General features: G+C 72.3%; 15 protein-coding genes. 11 read left to right on the forward strand and 4 right to left on the reverse strand.

Features of this window, described 5'->3' with window-relative positions; translation table 11 throughout:
• Positions 1 to 225: 225 nt before the first annotated feature.
• Genes HS99_RS33270 through HS99_RS33280 form a run of 3 tightly spaced genes read left to right on the forward strand, consistent with a single transcriptional unit; the run spans position 226 to position 4,049 of the window.
• Positions 226 to 2,163: an AMP-dependent synthetase/ligase gene (locus HS99_RS33270; protein ID WP_030283890.1), complete on the forward strand. Its 1,938-nt coding sequence runs from the start codon at positions 226 to 228 to the stop codon at positions 2,161 to 2,163.
• A 57-nt stretch (positions 2,164 to 2,220) separates the two neighbouring features.
• Positions 2,221 to 3,450 carry a radical SAM family heme chaperone HemW gene (gene hemW / locus HS99_RS33275; RefSeq protein WP_030283892.1) on the forward strand — a complete coding sequence of 410 codons (1,230 nt, stop codon included), beginning with the start codon at positions 2,221 to 2,223 and terminating at the stop codon, positions 3,448 to 3,450.
• A 41-nt stretch (positions 3,451 to 3,491) separates the two neighbouring features.
• On the forward strand, positions 3,492 to 4,049 hold the full coding sequence (locus HS99_RS33280; RefSeq protein WP_030283894.1) for a Uma2 family endonuclease: 558 nt from the start codon (positions 3,492 to 3,494) through the stop codon (positions 4,047 to 4,049).
• Here HS99_RS33280 and HS99_RS33285 read toward each other — a convergent pair.
• From HS99_RS33285 to htpX, 3 genes are read right to left on the reverse strand one after another with little or no spacing between them, the layout of a single operon-like run.
• The gene (locus HS99_RS33285; protein WP_030558033.1) at positions 4,040 to 4,873 is read right to left on the reverse strand and encodes a DUF3097 domain-containing protein; all 834 of its coding nucleotides are present in this window, start codon (positions 4,871 to 4,873) and stop codon (positions 4,040 to 4,042) included. The genes HS99_RS33280 and HS99_RS33285 overlap by 10 nt on opposite strands.
• 23 nt (positions 4,874 to 4,896) lie before the next feature.
• The gene (pspAB, locus tag HS99_RS33290; protein ID WP_030558031.1) at positions 4,897 to 5,481 is read right to left on the reverse strand and encodes a PspA-associated protein PspAB; all 585 of its coding nucleotides are present in this window, start codon (positions 5,479 to 5,481) and stop codon (positions 4,897 to 4,899) included.
• A 29-nt stretch (positions 5,482 to 5,510) separates the two neighbouring features.
• On the reverse strand, positions 5,511 to 6,431 hold the full coding sequence (gene htpX / locus HS99_RS33295; RefSeq protein WP_030283903.1) for a zinc metalloprotease HtpX: 921 nt from the start codon (positions 6,429 to 6,431) through the stop codon (positions 5,511 to 5,513).
• A gap of 270 nt (positions 6,432 to 6,701) precedes the next feature.
• Between htpX and hrcA the strand changes: the two genes are divergently transcribed.
• From hrcA to HS99_RS33310, 3 genes are all read left to right on the forward strand, one after another.
• Positions 6,702 to 7,736, forward strand: a complete 1,035-nt coding sequence (gene hrcA / locus HS99_RS33300) for a heat-inducible transcriptional repressor HrcA (protein ID WP_030283905.1) — start codon at positions 6,702 to 6,704, stop codon at positions 7,734 to 7,736.
• A gap of 75 nt (positions 7,737 to 7,811) precedes the next feature.
• Positions 7,812 to 8,954: a molecular chaperone DnaJ gene (gene dnaJ / locus HS99_RS33305; protein WP_030283907.1), complete on the forward strand. Its 1,143-nt coding sequence runs from the start codon at positions 7,812 to 7,814 to the stop codon at positions 8,952 to 8,954.
• A gap of 93 nt (positions 8,955 to 9,047) precedes the next feature.
• Complete coding sequence (locus tag HS99_RS33310) at positions 9,048 to 9,797, forward strand: 16S rRNA (uracil(1498)-N(3))-methyltransferase (RefSeq protein WP_030283910.1); 750 nt, start codon at positions 9,048 to 9,050, stop codon at positions 9,795 to 9,797.
• Here the strand turns inward: HS99_RS33310 and HS99_RS33315 are convergent.
• Positions 9,794 to 10,885: an IS630 family transposase gene (locus HS99_RS33315; RefSeq protein WP_030291294.1), complete on the reverse strand. Its 1,092-nt coding sequence runs from the start codon at positions 10,883 to 10,885 to the stop codon at positions 9,794 to 9,796. The two genes, HS99_RS33310 and HS99_RS33315, sit on opposite strands and share 4 nt — an antisense overlap.
• A 167-nt stretch (positions 10,886 to 11,052) precedes the next feature.
• Between HS99_RS33315 and HS99_RS33320 the strand changes: the two genes are divergently transcribed.
• From HS99_RS33320 to HS99_RS33340, 5 genes are all read left to right on the forward strand, one after another.
• The gene (locus tag HS99_RS33320; RefSeq protein WP_232543030.1) at positions 11,053 to 14,289 is read left to right on the forward strand and encodes a S41 family peptidase; all 3,237 of its coding nucleotides are present in this window, start codon (positions 11,053 to 11,055) and stop codon (positions 14,287 to 14,289) included.
• 122 nt (positions 14,290 to 14,411) lie between these two features.
• Positions 14,412 to 15,089 (forward strand): RDD family protein, encoded by a 678-nt coding sequence (locus HS99_RS33325; RefSeq protein WP_030553483.1) that lies wholly within the window; start codon positions 14,412 to 14,414, stop codon positions 15,087 to 15,089.
• 56 nt (positions 15,090 to 15,145) lie between these two features.
• Positions 15,146 to 15,499, forward strand: coding sequence for a histidine triad nucleotide-binding protein (locus HS99_RS33330; protein ID WP_030290760.1), 354 nt, complete (start codon positions 15,146 to 15,148; stop codon positions 15,497 to 15,499).
• A gap of 6 nt (positions 15,500 to 15,505) precedes the next feature.
• Positions 15,506 to 16,429, forward strand: coding sequence for a ribonuclease Z (locus HS99_RS33335; RefSeq protein WP_030290761.1), 924 nt, complete (start codon positions 15,506 to 15,508; stop codon positions 16,427 to 16,429).
• A gap of 198 nt (positions 16,430 to 16,627) precedes the next feature.
• Entirely contained in the window at positions 16,628 to 17,755 is a 1,128-nt protein-coding gene (locus HS99_RS33340) for a PhoH family protein (RefSeq protein ID WP_030290762.1), read from the forward strand.
• Positions 17,756 to 17,762 lie beyond the last annotated feature (7 nt).

Here is a 17,762-nt window from a genome sequence, read left to right on the forward strand (position 1 = left end):
GCCGAGGTTTGCCGGGCCTTTGCCATTGCGTCCGCGGTGCCGGGCATCGGGCCCGTGATGGCGTGCCAGCTGGATTCGACCCCTTACGGAATGACCGGTTTCCCCCTAGGCTGCTGACTACGCCCTTGTTACTGACCGGTACCGCTCAGGTTAACGGGCCCGGCGGCCGCCCCCACGGACGCCGCGACAATCCCTCAGACGGCCACCCGCCCCCGGAGGTCCTCGTTGAGTTCCGCGCAGTCCCTGATCGACTCCGGCAAAGCCGACATCGTCGCCGGGCGTCCCGCCTCCGTCGCCCACCTCTTCCTCGAACGCGTCGCCGCGACGCCCAACCACGAGGCCTACCGCCACCCCGTGACGGTCGACGAGCAGGCCGCGGACGGCGCGCCCGGCGCCGAGCAGTGGCGCTCGCTCACCTGGGCGCAGACCGCCGTCCGGGTCAAGGCGGTGGCCGCCGGCCTGATGGCGCTGGGCATCCAGCCGGAGGACCGGGTCGCACTGGCCGCCTCCACCCGGCTCGAATGGATCCTCGCCGACCTCGGCGCCATGTGCGCGGGCGCGGCCATCACCACGATCTACCCGAGCACCAACGCGGACGAGACGGCCTTCATCCTCTCCAACTCCGGCTCCCGGGCCATGTTCGCCGAGAACGCCGCCCAGCTGGCCAAGGCCGTCGACCACATCGACCAGCTGCCCGAGCTGCGCACCGTGATCCTCTTCGACGTGCCCGCCGGGGCGCCCCGGCCGGAGACACTCCGGACGGCCGGCCTCGACCTGATCACCCTGGCCGAGCTGGAACGGCGCGGCGCCGAGTACCTGGAGCAGCACCCGGACGCGGTCGAGAAGGCCGTCGCGGCGCTCGACCGGGAGCAGTTGGCCACCCTCATCTACACCTCCGGCACCACCGGCCGCCCCAAGGGCGTGCGCCTGGTGCACGACTGCTGGGCGTACGAGGGCAAGGCCCAGGAGGCCAGCGGCCTGCTCGGCCCCGACGACGTGCAGTTCATGTGGCTGCCGCTGTCGCACGTCTTCGGCAAGACCTTGATCTCCGGCCAGATCGCCACCGGCCACGTGATGGCGGTGGACGGCCGGGTCGACCGGATCATCCACAACCTGCCGGTCATCCGCCCCACCGTGATGGCCTCGGCGCCGCGCATCTTCGAGAAGGTGTACAACGGCATCGCCGGCCGGGCCCGGGCCGAGGGCGGCGCCAAGTACAAGATCTTCATGTGGGCCGCCCAGGTCGCCCGCGAGTACGCCCGGGTGGTCCAGGAGAACCGGATCGCCACCGGAGCCGAGAGCGCCCCGCTCGGCCTGCGCCTGCAGCACGCGCTCGCCGACAAGCTGGTGTACGCGAAGATCCGGGCGGCCTTCGGCGGCCGGATGCGCGGCGCCGTCTCCGGCAGCGCCGCGCTCGCCCCCGAGATCGGCTACTTCTTCCTCGGCGCCGGGGTGCCGATCCTGGAGGGCTACGGACTGAGCGAGACCAGCGCCGGCTCCTGCGTCAACCGCAAGGAGGACGTGCGGATCGGCACGGTCGGCCGCGCGCTGCCCGGCACCGAGGTGCGGATCGCCGAGGACGGCGAGATCCTGCTGCGCGGCCCCGGCGTCATGCGCGGCTACCACAACCTGCCGGAGAAGACCGCCGAGGTGCTGGAGCCGGACGGCTGGTTCCACACCGAGGACATCGGCGAGCTCAGCCCCGACGGCTTCCTGCGGATCACCGACCGCAAGAAGGACCTGTTCAAGACCTCCGGCGGCAAGTACGTGGCGCCCAGCGAGGTCGAGGGCAAGTTCAAGGCGGTCTGCCCGTTCGTCAGCAACATCCTGGTGATCGGCAACGGCCGCAACTACTGCACCGCGCTGATCGGCCTGGACGAGTCGGTGCTGATGCCGTGGGCCGCCGACCACGGCCTGGCCGGGAAGAGCTACGCCGAGCTGGCCGTCGAGCCGGCCGTGCACCAGCTGATCGAGGGCTTCGTCAAGCGGGTCAACGGCGACCTCCAGCGCTGGCAGACGATCAAGAAGTTCCACCTGCTGCCGCGCGACCTCGACATCGAGCACGGCGAGCTCACCCCCAGCCTGAAGATCAAGCGCCCGGTGGTCGAGCGGACCTACGCGGACGCCGTGGCGGCGATGTACGCGGGCACCAACGAGGCCTGAGCCCCGCTCCCGTACGGCCCGCGCGGGGGTTCGCGGGCCGTACGGGACAATGGGGTCATGCCCTCCGCACTTCCCGACGGCGAACCGGTGCCGTCCGACGGTTCCCTGCCCACCGACGCCCTCACCGGGCTGGGCCGGCGGCCGTTCGGCTTCTACCTGCACGTGCCGTACTGCGCCAGCCGCTGCGGCTACTGCGACTTCAACACGTACACCGCCACCGAACTGCGCTCCTCCGGGGCGGTTGCCTCGCAGGAGACCTACGCGGACAACGTGGTCGCCGAGATCCGGCTCGCCCGCAAGGTGCTGGGCGACGCCGACCTGCCGGTGCGGACGGTGTTCCTCGGCGGAGGCACTCCCACCCTGCTGCCGGCCCGGGACCTGGTGAAGATGCTCGCCGCGCTGCGCGAGGAGTTCGGGCTCGCCCCGGACGCCGAGGTCACCACCGAGGCCAACCCGGAGTCCGTCGACCCGGCGTACCTGGGCGAACTGCGCGAGGGCGGCTACAACCGGATCTCCTTCGGCATGCAGAGCGCCCGCCCGCACGTCCTCCAGCTGCTCGACCGCCACCACACCCCGGGGCGCCCCGAGGCCTGTGTGGCCGAGGCCCGCGCCGCCGGCTTCGAGCACGTCAACCTCGACCTGATCTACGGCACCCCCGGCGAGTCCGACGACGACTGGCGGGCCTCCCTGGACGCCGCGATCGGCGCCGGGCCGGACCACGTCTCCGCGTACTCCCTGATCGTCGAGGAGGGCACCCGGCTGGCCGCCCGGGTCAAGCGCGGCGAACTGCCGATGATCGACGACGACGTGCACGCCGACCGCTACCTCATCGCCGAGCAGGCCCTCGCCGCGGCCGGCTACGGCTGGTACGAGGTCTCCAACTGGGCCACCACCCCCGAGGGCCGCTGTCGCCACAACGAGCTCTACTGGACCGGCGCCGACTGGTGGGGCGCCGGCCCCGGCGCCCACAGCCACGTCGGCGGCGTCCGCTGGTGGAACGCCAAGCACCCCGCCGCCTACGCCCAGGCCCTCGCCGAGGGCCGCACCCCCGCCCAGGGCCGCGAGGTCCTCAGCGACGAGGACCGCCGGGTCGAGCGCATCCTGCTGGAGCTCCGCCTGGTGGAGGGAGTCCCGCTCGACCTGCTGACCGGGACGGGCCGCAAGGCCGCCACCAAGGCCCTCTCCGACGGCCTCCTCGCCCCCGAGCCCTACGAGCGGGGCCGCGCCGCCCTCACCCTCCAGGGCCGCCTGCTGGCGGACGCGGTCGTGCGTGACCTCGTGGACTGACATTCGTTAACGTGGGCGTCAGCCGTCGGAGGGAGCGTGCGATGACCGCCATCGATGATCGGATGACCGGGATCTTCGAGAACCTGGAGGTGCCGGAAGGCGTCAAGGCCGAACTCATCAGGGGGGAAATCGTGATGATGGCCGGGCCGGACATGGTCCGCAACCTCATCGTCTCCGCGATTCAGCATCAGACTCCGTACGCCCGGTGGCGGGCACTCCAGACCCAGGACCTGATCATCTCCGGTGAGGCCAGCGAACCCCAACCGGATCTGGTCGTCTTCGAGCGTGGTGTCGTCCCGGAGGCGGGCCGTCTGCTGTCCGCCTCCGCGGTGACCCTCGTGGTCGAGGTGGTCTCCAAGACCAGCGTGCACCGGGACTACCGGATCAAGCGTGAGATGTACGCCCAGGGTGGCATTCCGGCGTACCTCATCGTCGATCCGCTCAAGGGCGTGTGCGTGCTCCTCACGGACCTGACCACCGACACGCCGTCGGGACTCCCGGTGTACTGGTCCGAGCGGACCACCAAATTCGGTGACCCGATTCGGGTGGACCTGCTCGACATCACCCTGGACACCTCGGAGTTCCAGACCTACTCCTGACCCGGCAGGGTCGTGAAGTCGATCAACTCCTCGACCCGGCCCAGGAGTTCGGGTTCCAGGTCCTTGTAGCTGTTCACCTTCGACAGGATGTGCTTCCAGGCGGCCGGGGTGTCCACCGGCCAGCCGAGGCGGCGGCAGGTGCCCTCCTTCCAGTCCTCGCCGCGGGGGACGGCGGGCCAGGCGGAAATGCCGACGGAGGACGGTTTCACGGCCTGCCAGATGTCGATGTAGGGATGTCCGACGACCAGGACCGAGTCGCCGGTGACCTGGGCGGCGATCCGCTGCTCCTTCGTTCCCGGGAGCAGGTGGTCGACCAGGACGCCGAGGCGGCGGCCGGGGCCGGGGGCGAAGTCGGCGACGATCGCGGGGAGGTCGTCGATGCCCCGGAGGTACTCGACCACGACACCCTCGATGCGCAGGTCGTCGCCCCAGACCCGTTCGACCAGTTCGGCGTCGTGCCGGCCCTCGACGTAGATCCGGGACTCGCGGGCGACCCGGGCACGGGCCCCGGGGACGGCGACGGAGCCGGAGGCCGTACGGCCCGGGGCGCGGGAGGGGGCCGGGCCGGCGGGGCGGACCAGGGTGACGACCCTGCCCTCCAGCAGGAAGCCGCGCGGGACCATCGGGAAGACCCGGTGCTTGCCGAACCGGTCCTCCAGGGTGACGGTGAAGCCCTCGGCGGTCTTCTCGCAGCGCACCACCGCCCCGCAGAAGCCGGTGGCCGCCTCCTCCACCACCAGGTCCCGCTCGGCGGGCACCTCGGGCGCGGGCTGCTGCTTCTTCCACGGCGGGGTGAGGTCGGGTCCGTACTGGTGGCTGCGCATGGGGGCGACTATAGGACGGCCCGTCAGAGGCCGGGCGCGCCCCAGACCGGGAACCAGCGGCTGAGGTCCTTCTCCAGCCGCAGGTCGTTCCCCAGCATCGCGTTGACCTGCAGCTCCAGCGGGCTGTTGCGCCGCTCGCCGCCGCCCGGCATCGGGGCGAAGGGGTAGAAGGTGCCCCGCTTGTAGAGGTAGACCAGGGCCAGCGACTGGCCCTCCCCGTTACGGAAGGCGACCAGCGAGCAGAGCAGCTGCGGACCGAAGCCGTTCGCCTCGAGTTCGCTGTTGACCGCGTGGAGGTCGTTCACCAGCTCCGGCAGTTCGTCGGGGGTGTGCCGGGCGAGCAGCCAGGAGTAGCCGTAGCCGTCCTTGGAGGCCTCCACCGGGACGCCACCGCGCTCGGTGTCGGCGTCCAGCAGCGCCCGGACCTGCTGCTCCACCTGGACGAAGGCCGCGCCCTCGACGGCCGCGAAGCAGACCGAGCCGAGTCCGGTGGGCAGGAACCCGGCCCCGGCCTCCAGGGTGAGCGCGGCGGACGGCAGGCCGAACAGCTGGTCGAGGTCGGGCTTGACGGGCTTGGTGCGGCCGAACAGGGCGTCCAGGAATCCCACGGCGGTCCTTTCGAAGCAGGCGGGGGTGTTCAGCGGCCGAGCTGCTCGGAGATCTTCGCCAGCTGGGCCAGTCGCTTCTCCAGCGTCGGGTGGGTGGAGAGCAGCTGGGAGGCGGTCTCCCGGGCGCTCAGCGCGGGGGCGAAGTAGAAGGCGTTGTAGGGCTGGGAGCGGCGCAGGTCCTCGGTGGGGATGGCGGCGATCTGCCCGGTCACCTTGGTGAGGGCGGAGGCCAGGGCGCTGGGGCGGCCGGTGAGCTGGGCGGCGGCCCGGTCGGCGGCCAGCTCACGGTAGCGGGAGAGCAGCCGGGTGAGCAGGAAGCTGATGGCGTAGACGACCATCGACACCAGCGGGATGACCAGCGCCGCGATGGCCGCGTTCTGGTCGTTGCTGTTGCGGTTGCCGCCGATGAACCCGCCGTACATGGCGATCCGGGTCATCGCCCCGGCGAGCACGCCGAGGAAGCCGGCGATGGTCATCACCGCGACGTCCCGGTGGGCGACGTGCGACAGCTCGTGCGCGAGGACGCCCTCCAGCTCCTCCGGTTCGAGCCGGCGCAGCAGGCCGGTGGTGACGCACACCACGGCGTTCTGCGGGTTGCGGCCGGTGGCGAAGGCGTTGGGCATGTCGTTGTCGGCGACCGCCACCCGGGGCTTGGGCATGTCGGCCAGGGCGCAGAGCCGGTCGACCGTGCCGTGCAGCTGGGGGAACTGCTCCGCGGTCACCGGCCGGGCGCCCATGGCCCGCTCGGTGATCTTGTCGCTGAACCAGAACTGGGCCACGAACAGCCCGCCGGAGATCAGTACGATCAGCGGCCAGGCCCCGCGCAGCAGCGCGATCAGCAGGCCCGTGAAGCCGACGTACAGCAGCCCGATCACGAACATCGTCGCGACCATGCGGCTGGTCAGGCCGCGGTCGGGCGCGAAACGGGTGTGCTGGCCCGAGCTCGACATCTCTTGCTCCTCCGTTCGCCGTCGCTTTCGATGCTGCCACCCGGACGGCCCCGGGGCACCACCCCCCGCACGCGGAGTGTCGCGGTGGCCGTCCGGAACTGCGGGCAGGATCACCCCGGCCGGGCCGTTCCTGCGGTAGGGGCCGGGCCGTACACTGGCACGTACGGTTTTGGCACTCGTGCGTGCAGAGTGCCAAGGTCGGGGCCCTCCGGGAGGAGCGGCTCGCAGCATCACAGACGGACAACGTGCGAAGACGGAGGTGCGTGCCCCATGGCCGGTGAGGTCCGCCAGCTGGACGACCGCAAGCTCGCCGTGCTGCGCGCGATCGTCCAGGACTACGTGGGCACCGAGGAGCCGGTCGGGTCCAAGGCCCTGGTGGAGCGGCACAACCTGGGGGTGTCCCCGGCGACGGTCCGCAACGACATGGCGGCGCTGGAGGAGGAGGGGTACATCCACCAGCCGCACACCAGCGCCGGGCGCATCCCCACCGACAAGGGCTACCGGCTGTTCGTCGACAAGCTCGCCGAGATCAAGCCGATGAGCTCCCCGGAGCGCCGGGCGATCCGGCACTTCCTGGACGGCGCCGTCGACCTGGACGACGTGGTCAGGCGCACGGTGCGGCTGCTCGCCCAGCTGACCCGGCAGGTCGCCGTGGTGCAGTACCCCTCGCTCACCCGCTCCACGGTCCGGCACATCGAGCTGGTGGCGCTGGCCCCGGCCAAGGTGATGCTGGTGCTGATCACCAACACCGGCCGGGTCGAGCAGCGGATGATCGACTGCCCGGGCACCGTCGGCGAGACGGTCCTGGCGGACCTGCGGACCCGGATCAACGCACGGGCGGCGGGCCAGCGGCTGCCGGACGTCCCGGGCCTCCTGGAGGAGCTGCCGGCGGCCTTCGAGCAGACCGACCGGCCGACCGTCAGTACGGTCCTGGCGACGCTGTTCGAGGCGCTCGCCGAACAGAACGAGGAGCGGATCATGCTGGCCGGCACGGCCAACCTGACCCGCTTCGGGCACGACTTCCCGCTCACCATCCAGCCGGTGCTGGAGGCACTGGAGGAGCAGGTGGTCCTGCTCCGCCTCCTGGGTGAGACCGCGGACCCCGCGATGACGGTCCGGATCGGGCGGGAGAACGCGTACGAAGGGCTGAATTCCACCTCGGTCGTTTCGGTCGGCTACGGTTCGGGCGACGAGAGCGTGGCCAAACTGGGTGTGATCGGACCGACCCGGATGGACTACCCGGGCACAATGGGGGCGGTGCGAGCGGTGGCACGGTACGTGGGCCAGATCCTGGCCGAGTCGTAGCAAGCAAAACCGTCGCCGGATGTCCGGCGGCGGTGTCCAGTCGCACTACTACAGGCGGAACAAGCGGAGCATTTGGTGGCCACGGACTACTACGCGGTACTCGGCGTCCGACGGGATGCGGGGCAGGACGAGATCAAGAAGGCGTTCCGGCGCCTGGCACGCGAACTGCACCCGGACGTCAACCCGGACCCGAAGACGCAGGAGCGGTTCAAGGAGATCAACGCCGCCTACGAGGTGCTCTCCGACCCGCAGAAGCGCCAGGTCTACGACCTCGGCGGCGACCCGCTGTCGCCCGGCGGCGGCGGTGGCGCGGGCGGCTTCGGCGCCGGCGCGGCGGGCTTCGGCTTCTCCGACATCATGGACGCCTTCTTCGGCGCCGCGGCCGGCCAGCGCGGCCCGCGCTCGCGCACCCGCCGCGGTCAGGACGCCATGATCCGGCTGGAGATCACCCTGGAGGAGGCCGCCTTCGGCACCACCAAGGAACTCCAGGTCGACACCGCCGTCACCTGCACCACCTGCAACGGTGAGGGCGCGGCCCCCGGCACCTCCGCCCAGACCTGCGACATGTGCCGCGGCAAGGGCGAGGTCTCCCAGGTCACCCGTTCCTTCCTGGGCCAGGTCATGACCTCCCGCCCGTGCCCGCAGTGCCAGGGCTTCGGCACCGTCGTGCCGACCCCCTGCCCCGAGTGCGCCGGCGACGGCCGGGTGCGGGCCCGCCGCACCCTGACGGTCAAGATCCCGGCCGGTGTCGACAACGGCACCCGGATCCAGCTGGCCGGCGAGGGCGAGGTCGGCCCCGGCGGCGGCCCGGCCGGCGACCTGTACGTCGAGATCGCCGAGACCGCCCACAGCGTCTTCCAGCGGCGTGGGGACGACCTGCACTGCACCGTCACCATCCCGATGACGGCCGCCGCGCTCGGCACCCAGGTGCCGCTGCAGACCCTGGACGGGCTGGAGGAGGTCGACATCCGGCCCGGCACCCAGTCCGGCCAGTCGATCCCGCTGCACGGCCGGGGCATCACCCACCTGCGCGGCGGCGGCCGTGGCGACCTGATAGTGCACGTCGAGGTGCAGACGCCCACCAAGCTCGACGCCGAGCAGGAGGAGCTGCTGCGCCGGCTGTCGATGCTGCGCGGTGAGGAGCGGCCGTCCGGCCAGTTCGCGCCGGGCCAGCAGGGCCTCTTCTCGCGCCTGAAGGACGCCTTCAACGGCCGGTAGTCGTCCGGGAAGGGGTGCCGGGGGCAGTCCCCCGGCACCCCTTCCGTGTTGTCCCCACCCGGCCGCTGGCCCCTCCCCGGAAAGGTCCTCCTCATGACCGCGCCCGTCTTCGTCGTCGAGACCGAGCGGATCGCCGCCGCCGCGCCCGGGGCCGTGGTGCGGCTCGACGGCGCGGAGGGGCGCCACGCGGCGGCGGTGAAGCGGCTGACGGCCGGCGAGGCGGTGACGCTGGCGGACGGGCTGGGCCTCGGCGTGGACGGCACCGTCGCCGAGGTGCTGGGCAAGGACGCGATCGACGTCACGGTGGACGCCGTGCGGCGGGAGGCGGAGCCGGCGCCGCGGATCGTGGTGGTCCAGGCGCTGCCCAAGGGCGACCGCGGCGAGCTGGCCGTGGAGACCATGACCGAGGTAGGCGTGGACGTGGTGGTCCCCTGGGCCGCCTCCCGGTGCATCACCCAGTGGAAGGGCGAGCGGGGCGCCAAGGCGCTCGCGAAGTGGCGGGCCACCGCCCGGGAGGCGGGCAAGCAGTCCCGTCGGCTGCGCTTCCCCGAGGTGCGGGAGCTGATGACCACCCGGCAGCTGGCGCCGCTGCTGGCGCAGGCCGCCCTGGCCGCCGTCCTGCACGAGGAGGGCGCCGAGCCGCTGGCGCAGGCCGCGCTGCCGGCCGGCGGGGACATCGTCCTGGTGGTCGGCCCGGAGGGCGGGGTCTCCCCGGAGGAGCTCGCCGCCTTCGCCGAGGCGGGCGCCCGGCCGTACCGGCTGGGCCCCTCGGTGCTGCGCACCTCGACCGCCGGGGTGGCCGCCGGGGCGCTGCTGCTGGGGCGCACCGGCCGCTGGTCCTAGTGTTCTGAGTCAGGAATTCGCTTCAGATATCCGGCTAGGCGGTTGAGGATCTCGTCGGCGGTCTTGGTCCAGACGTAGGGCTTCGGGTCGGTGTTCCAGGTGGCGATCCAGTCACGGATATCGGCTTCGAGGGCCTGGACGGACTTGTGGACGCCTCGCCGTATCTGCTTGTTCGTCAGTTCGGCGAACCAGCGCTCGACCAGGTTGAGCCATGACGAGCCGGTCGGGGTGAAGTGCAGGTGGAAGCGAGGGTGGGAGACCAGCCAGGTCTTGATCGCCGGCGTCTTGTGGGTGGCGTAGTTGTCCAGCACGAGGTGAACATCCAGCCCCTCGGGGACCTCCTTGTCCAGCCGGAGCAGGAACTTCTTGAACTCCTCGGCCCGGTGGCGGCGGTGAAGCGAGCCGATGACCTTGCCGGTGGCGACCTCGAGTGCGGCGAACAGGGTGGTGGTGCCGTGGCGGACGTAATCGGCGGTCATCCGCTGCGGCACGCCCGGCATCATCGGCAGCACCGGCTGGGACCGGTCAAGCGCCTGAATCTGGGATTTCTCGTCCACGCAGAACACCAGGGCACGCTCGGGCGGGTCGAGGTAGAGGCCGACCACGTCATGGACCTTGTCCACGAAGTACGGGTCGGTGGACAGCTTGAAGGTCTCAGCGCGATGCGGCTGCAGTCCGAACGCGCGCCAGACCCGTGACACGGTGGACTGGGACAGACCGGTCTCCCTGGCCATCGACCGGGTCGACCAGTGCGTAGCGTCCTTCGGGGTGCGCTCCAGGGTCTTGGCGACCAGCTCGGCCACCTGCTCGTCGGTCACCGTGCGGGGACCTCCCGGCCTGGGCATGTCGCCCAGACCGGCGATCCGGTGCTCGACGAACCTGGCCCGCCACCGGCCGACCGCATGCGGCGTCGATCCCAGCCGCTCCGCGACGTCCTTGTTGGACGCGCCGCTCGCGCACTCCAGGATGATCCGGCACCGCAAAGCCCAGGCCTGCGGCGTCGACCGGCGACGCACCCACCCCTCCAGGGCAGCCCGCTCATCCTCCGACAACACCAACTCGACCTTCGGCCGACCCGTCCGCGCCACAGCCCCAGTCTATATTTATGAATGAAATTCCAGACTCAGGACACTAGGGCGTCTTTGACAGTTCCCGCCGGGCGCGAATTGCCGGATACGCCCTGACTCCCGTGCGCCGGGCCGGGGTTCTCGGGAAACCGGCGCGGATCGTACCCGCACCTGCTTACGCTGACCGGGTGACGGACTCCCTGAGCACCTCCGCGGGTGCCTACCTGCGCCATCCCCATCTGCACGGTGACCTGGTCGCCTTCGTCGCCGAGGACGACCTGTGGCTCGCCCCGCTGGACGGCGGCCGGGCCTGGCGGCTGACCGCCGATCACCTGCCGGTGCACCACCCCAGGTTCTCCCCGGACGGGCGGCTCATCGCCTTCACCTCCACCCGGGACGGCGCCCCCGAGGTGCACGTGGTGCCGGTGGACGGCGGGCCGTCCCGGCGGCTGACGTACTGGGGCAACGGCGAGACCCGGGTGCACGGCTGGACCGCCGACGGGCGCCCGATCGCCACCACCGGCGCTGGCGAGTCCGGCGTGCGGCGCACCTGGGCGCACGCCGTCCCGCTGGACGGCGGCGAGACGGCGCGGCTGCCGTACGGGCCGGTCGGCGGGTTGGCCTTCGAGCCGGACGGCGAGCGCGCGCTGCTGGTGACCGTCAACAACCGCGAGCCGGCCTGGTGGAAGCGCTACCGGGGCGGCCGGGCGGGCAAGTTGTGGATCGGTCAGGACCGGTTCACCCGCATCCACGAGGAGTTGGACGGGCAGCTCGACTCCCCGCTCTGGGTGCGCGAACGGATCGCCTTCCTCTCCGACCACGAGGGCGTCGGCGAGCTGTGGTCCAGCCGTCCGGACGGCTCCGACCTGCGCCGCCACAGCACCGACCCGGACGGCTTCTACGCCCGCAACGCCGCCACCGACGGCACCCGGGTGGTCTTCCACCGGGCCGGCGACCTCTGGCTGCTGGACGACCTGGACACCGCCGCGCCCCGCCGCCTGGACGTCCGGCTGGCCGGTCCGCGCAACGGGCGCCGCCCCCGCCCGGTGCCCGCCGCGCACTGGCTGGAGTCCGCCGCCCCCGACCGCACCGGCCGGGCCAGCGCCGTCGTGGTGCGCGGCAGTGTGCACTGGCTGACCCACCGGGAGGGCCCGGCCCGGGTGCTGGACGAGACGCCGGGCGTGCGCGCCCGGCTGGTCCGGGTGGTGCCGGGGGAGGACGACGCCCAGGGCGTGCTCTGGGTGTCCGACGCCGAGGGCGAGGACGCCCTGGAGTACGCCCCCGCCGTCCACGACCCCGAGCGGCGCCGTCTGGCCGCCGGGCAGCTGGGCCGGGTCAACTCGCTGGTGGTCTCCCCGGACGGCAAGCAGGCGGCGCTCGGCGTCCACGACGGCCGGGTGCTGCTGGTCTCGCTGGCCGACGGCGCCGTGCACGAGCTGGACCGCAGTACCGACGGCGAGGTCAGCGGGCTGGCGTTCAGCCCGGACTCGGCCTGGCTGGCCTGGTCCCGCCCGGTGCACCGAATGGGCCCGTACTCCCTGCGCCAGATCGTGCTGGGGAACCTGGCGACCCGCACCGTCAGCGAGGTCACCCAGCAGCGCTTCGTCGACACCTCGCCCGCCTTCACCGCGGACGGCCGCTACCTGGCCTTCCTGTCGGTGCGCAACTTCGATCCGGTCTACGACGCGCACGCCTTCGACCTGTCCTTCCCGAACGGCTGCCGCCCGTACCTGGTCACCCTCGCCGCCGACACGCCGTCCCCGTTCGGGCCGCAGCGGGCCGGGCGCCCGCCGGGCGGGGAGGAGGACGAGCCCAGGGCCCGGAAGGCGGACGGCGAGGAGGGCGCGGACGGGGCCGCGCCGGCCACCAGGGTGGACCTGGACGGCATCGCCGACCGGATCCTGCCGTTCCCGGTCGAGGGCGGCCGGTTCCACGTGCTGCGCGCCGCCAAGGACGGGGTGCTGTGGACCAGGGCACCGCTGCTGGGAGAACTCGGCGACGAGGCGGCCTCGTTGGACGACGAACGGCCCCGGCCGGTGCTGGAGCGCTTCGACCTCAGGAAGCGCCGGGCCGAGCAACTGGTGCACGGGGTCGACGGGTTCGCGGTCAGCGGGGACGGCACCCGGGTGGCCGTGCTGGACGAGGGCGAGCTGCGGATCGTCCCGGCCGACCACAAGGCGGGCGGCGAGGACGACGAGACAGCCGTCGACCTCACCCGGCTGCGGGTGACCGTCGACCCGGCCGCCGAGTGGCGGCAGATGTACGCCGAGAACGGCCGCCTGATGCGGGACAACTTCTGGCGCCCGGACCTCGGCGGCCTCGACTGGGCCGGGATCCTGGACCGCTACCGGCCGCTGGTCGAGCGGGTCGGCTCCCACGACGAACTGGTCGACCTGCTCTGGGAGGTGCACGGCGAACTCGGCACCTCGCACGCCTACGTCGTCCCGTACGGCCGTTACACCGAGCCGGCCCGGCGCCAGGGCCTGCTCGGCGCCGACCTGGTCAGGGACGGCGAGCGGTGGCGGATCGCCCGGATCCTTCCCGGCGAGTCCTCCGACCCCCGGGCCCGCTCGCCGCTGGCCGCCCCCGGCGCCGCGGTCCGCCCGGGCGACGCCGTGCTGGCCGTCAACGGCCGCCCGGTGGATCCGGTCACCGGCCCCGCCCCGCTGCTGGCCGGCACCGCCGGGCAGCCGGTCGAGCTGACCGTGGCCGGCAAGGACGGCACCGACCAGCGCCACCCCGTGGTCGTCCCGCTCGCCGACGAGGAGGCGCTGCGCTACCACGACTGGGTGGCCGGGCGGCGGGCCGCGGTGCGAGAGCTGTCCGGCGGCCGGCTCGGCTACCTGCACATCCCCGACATGCAGACGGCCGGCTGGGCCCAGCTGCACCGGGACCTGTCCACCGAGATGGCCAGGGAGGGCCTGATCGTGGACGTCCGGGAGAACCGCGGCGGCCACACCTCGCAGCTGGTGATCGAGAAGCTGGCCCGGCGGATCGTCGGCTGGTACGCCATCCGGGACACCGACCACCCGGTGCCCTACCCGATGGACGCCCCGCGCGGGCCGGTGGTCGCCCTCGCCAACGAGCTGTCCGGCTCGGACGGCGACGTGGTCAACGCCGCCATCCAGGCGCTGGGGATCGGTCCGGTGGTCGGCACCCGCACCTGGGGCGGGGTGATCGGCATCGACAGCAGGTACCAGCTGGTCGACGGCACCCTGGTCACCCAGCCCAAGTACGCGATGTGGCTGGAGAACTACGGCTGGGGCCTGGAGAACCACGGCGTCGACCCGGACGTCGAGGTGCCGTTCGCCCCGCACCACTGGGCGGCCGGGGAGGACCCCCAGCTGGCCGAGGGCGTGCGGATCGCCCTGGAGACCCTCGCCGGAACCCCGGCCCGCTCGGGGCCGGGGCTGCCCTGGGCGTAGCCGGTGGGGGTACGGAGCGGGAAGCCGGCGGGGCCGACCTCCCGCTCCGCGGCGTGGGTAGGATGCGGGGCTGTCCTTGATCGCGATCTTGATCTGATCGGCAGCTCACGGGGGAGCACACCATGGCGCAGAGCTATCCACCGCCGCAGTACCCGCAGTACCCGCAGTACCCGCAGAATCCGCAGTACCCGCAAGGTCCGCCGAACGGCTACGGGCCGAACCCGTACGGCCAGGGGCCGTACGCGCAACCTCCGCAGCCGTACCCGCAGGCCCAGCAGCCGTACGGGCAGGACGTCTACCCGCAGGCGCGGCCCGCACTGCCGCCGTGTCCCCCGGAGGCGTACGCCGGACGGCGCTTCCTGGCGATCGTGCTCGACTTCGTCCTCGCTTTCGGCCTCGGCTTCGCCACCGCCATCGCCGACGACAACACCGCGAAGCACGCCAAGCCCGTCGTGCACGCGGCCGGCCACGCCGCCGTCCAGAGCCCGGTGGTGCCGTTCTGGGTGGCGTTCCTGGGAGCGGGCCTGCTCGCCTCCTTCCTCAACCAGGTGGTGCTGGCGCGGCTGACCGGCTTCAGCGTGGGCAAGGGGATCATGGCGATGCGGGTGGTGCGCCGCAAGCGGGTCATGCGCCCCAACACGTGGCGGCTGACCCGGCGCTGGCTGCTCGGCTTCGTCTACCTGGCGGTGGTCCTCATATCCGAGGACTTCGACGTGTCCGAGGGGGACATCGTCGGGATGCGGTCGGTGCGCTGGAAGCACCTGCAGGAGTACCAGCAGGCGGTCGGGCGGCTCGGCTAGGCTGCGGCCGTACGGCCCCAACGTCAGCGAAGACCGAGTGACCCGAGGAGAACCCGATGGCCGGCGAGCCGCAGTCCGACTGCCTGTTCTGCAAGATCGTGGCGGGCGAGATCCCGGCGACCGTGGTGCGCAAGACCGAGCGCGTCCTCGCCTTCCGGGACATCGCCCCCAAGGCCCCCGTGCACGTCCTGGTCATCCCGCATGTCCACTACCCGAACGCCGCCGCGCTGGCCGCCGCCGAGCCGGAGATCGCCGGCGAACTGCTCGCCGAGGCGGGCGCGGTGGCCAGGGACGAGGGCGTCGAGGACTACCGGCTGATCTTCAACACGGGTGCGGGCGCCGGGCAGACCGTCTTCCACGCCCACGTGCACGTGCTCGGCGGCAAGCCCATGACCGAGAGCATGGTCTGATCCCAGGTGTCGCAGCGCGAACTCGTCGTCCTGGGCACCGCCAGCCAGGTGCCCACCCGGCACCGCAACCACAACGGCTACCTGCTCCGCTGGGACGGCGAGGGTCTGCTGTTCGACCCCGGCGAGGGCACCCAGCGGCAGATGCTGCGCGCCGGGGTCTCGGCCACCCAGATCACCCGGATCGCGGTGACCCACTTCCACGGCGACCACTGCCTGGGCCTCGCCGGGGTGATCCAGCGGATCAACCTTGACCGGGTCCCGCACCCGGTGGACGTCTACTTCCCGGCCTCCGGGGAGGTCTACTTCGAGCGGCTGCGGCACGCCACCGCCTACCACGAGACCGCGGTGCTGCGGCCCCGGCCGATCGACGAGCCGGGCCCGCTGCCCGCGCCCGGCGCCCGCTTCGCGCTGGACGCGGTCCGGCTGGACCACCCGGTGGAGTCCTTCGGCTACCGGCTGTCCGAGCCGGACGGCCGCCGCCTGGTACCCGAGCGGCTCGCCGCGTCCGGCGTGCACGGGCCGGCCGTCGGCCGGCTCCAGCACGAGGGCGCGATCGAGGTGGACGGCCGCACCGTCACCCTGGACGAGGTCAGCGAGCCGCGGCCGGGCCAGCGGTTCGCCTTCGTGATGGACACCCGGCTGTGCGACGGCGTGCACGAACTCGCCGAGGGAGCCGACCTGTTGGTGGTCGAGGCGACCTTCGCCGACGCCGACGCCCAGCTCGCCGAGGACCACGGCCACCTCACCGCCGGCCAGGCCGCCAAGGCCGCCGCCGAGGCGGGGGTGCGGACCCTGGTGCTGACCCACTTCTCCCAGCGCTACCCGGACCTGGGCCAGCACCTGGCCGACGCCCGAAAGCACTTCGACGGGGAGCTGGTGCTCGCCGAGGACCTCGCCCGGGTGCCCGTCCCGGCCCGCCGCCACCGGTGACCGGCGCGCCACCGGCCGGGCGCGGTGCGCGGGGCCGACGGAAAAAGGGTTCGCGCCGCCCCGCGATCTGCCGCAGCATCGTCGGGTGCGGCCCCGCCGCCCGCCGCAGCGATCACGCTCGCGGCGTACCCTGGTGCCCCGGAGACCGAGCGGCACACGAGACCACGGATGGGATGAGGCAGGCCCCAGCGCCGACCTATGAGTGACACATCGCAGACCCGTACCGATGGGCAGTCGCGCCCGGAACCGGCTGACGACGGCCGGGTGAGCGCCCGGATCGTCATCCCCGAGAAGCACCCGATGGTCACCCTGCTCGGCACGGCGGACTCGCTGCTGCGCGTGATCGAGCAGGGCTTCCCCGCCGCCGACATCCACGTCCGCGGCAACGAGGTGACCGCCACCGGGACGCGCGCCGAGGTCGCCCTCGTGCAGAAGCTCTTCAACGAGATGATGCTGGTGCTGCGCACCGGCCAGCCCCTGACGGAGGACTCCGTGGAGCGCTCGATCGCCATGCTTCGCGAGGAGGACCCGGACAGCCCGGCGCCGTCCCAGGTGTTCACCGCGAACATCCTGTCCAACCGGGGCCGCACGATCCGCCCCAAGACGCTCAACCAGCAGCGCTACGTCGACGCGATCGACAAGCACACGATCGTCTTCGGCCTCGGCCCGGCCGGTACCGGCAAGACCTACCTGGCGATGGCCAAGGCCGTCCAGGCCCTCCAGGCCAAGGAGGTCAACCGGATCATCCTGACCCGCCCGGCGGTCGAGGCGGGAGAGCGGCTGGGCTTCCTGCCCGGCACCCTCTACGAGAAGATCGACCCGTACCTGCGCCCGCTGTACGACGCGCTGCACGACATGATGGACCCGGACTCCATCCCGCGCCTGATGGCGGCCGGCACCATCGAGGTCGCCCCGCTCGCGTACATGCGCGGGCGCACCCTCAACGACGCCTTCATCATCCTCGACGAGGCCCAGAACACCTCGCCCGAGCAGATGAAGATGTTCCTCACCCGCCTCGGGTTCAACTCCCGGGTGGTGGTCACCGGCGACACCAGCCAGATCGACCTCCCGGGCGGCACCCGCAGCGGTCTCAAGGTCGTCCAGGAGATCCTGGCCGACGTCCCGGACATCCACTTCTCCGTCCTCACCAGCACCGACGTGGTCCGCCACAAGCTGGTCGGCCGGATCGTGGACGCCTACGAGCGCTGGGACGCCCGGCAGGAGGCCGAGGAGAACGCCCCGGCCGCCCGCAAGCCCGCCCAGCGGCGCCCCGGCAAGACCGCCGCGGCGCGCGCACCCCGACAGTCCCATCGCACCGAAAGCTGAGCACACA

Origin of the sequence: Kitasatospora aureofaciens (assembly GCF_001188955.3) — a bacterium.
GTDB classification, from domain to species: Bacteria; Actinomycetota; Actinomycetes; order Streptomycetales; family Streptomycetaceae; genus Kitasatospora; species Kitasatospora aureofaciens.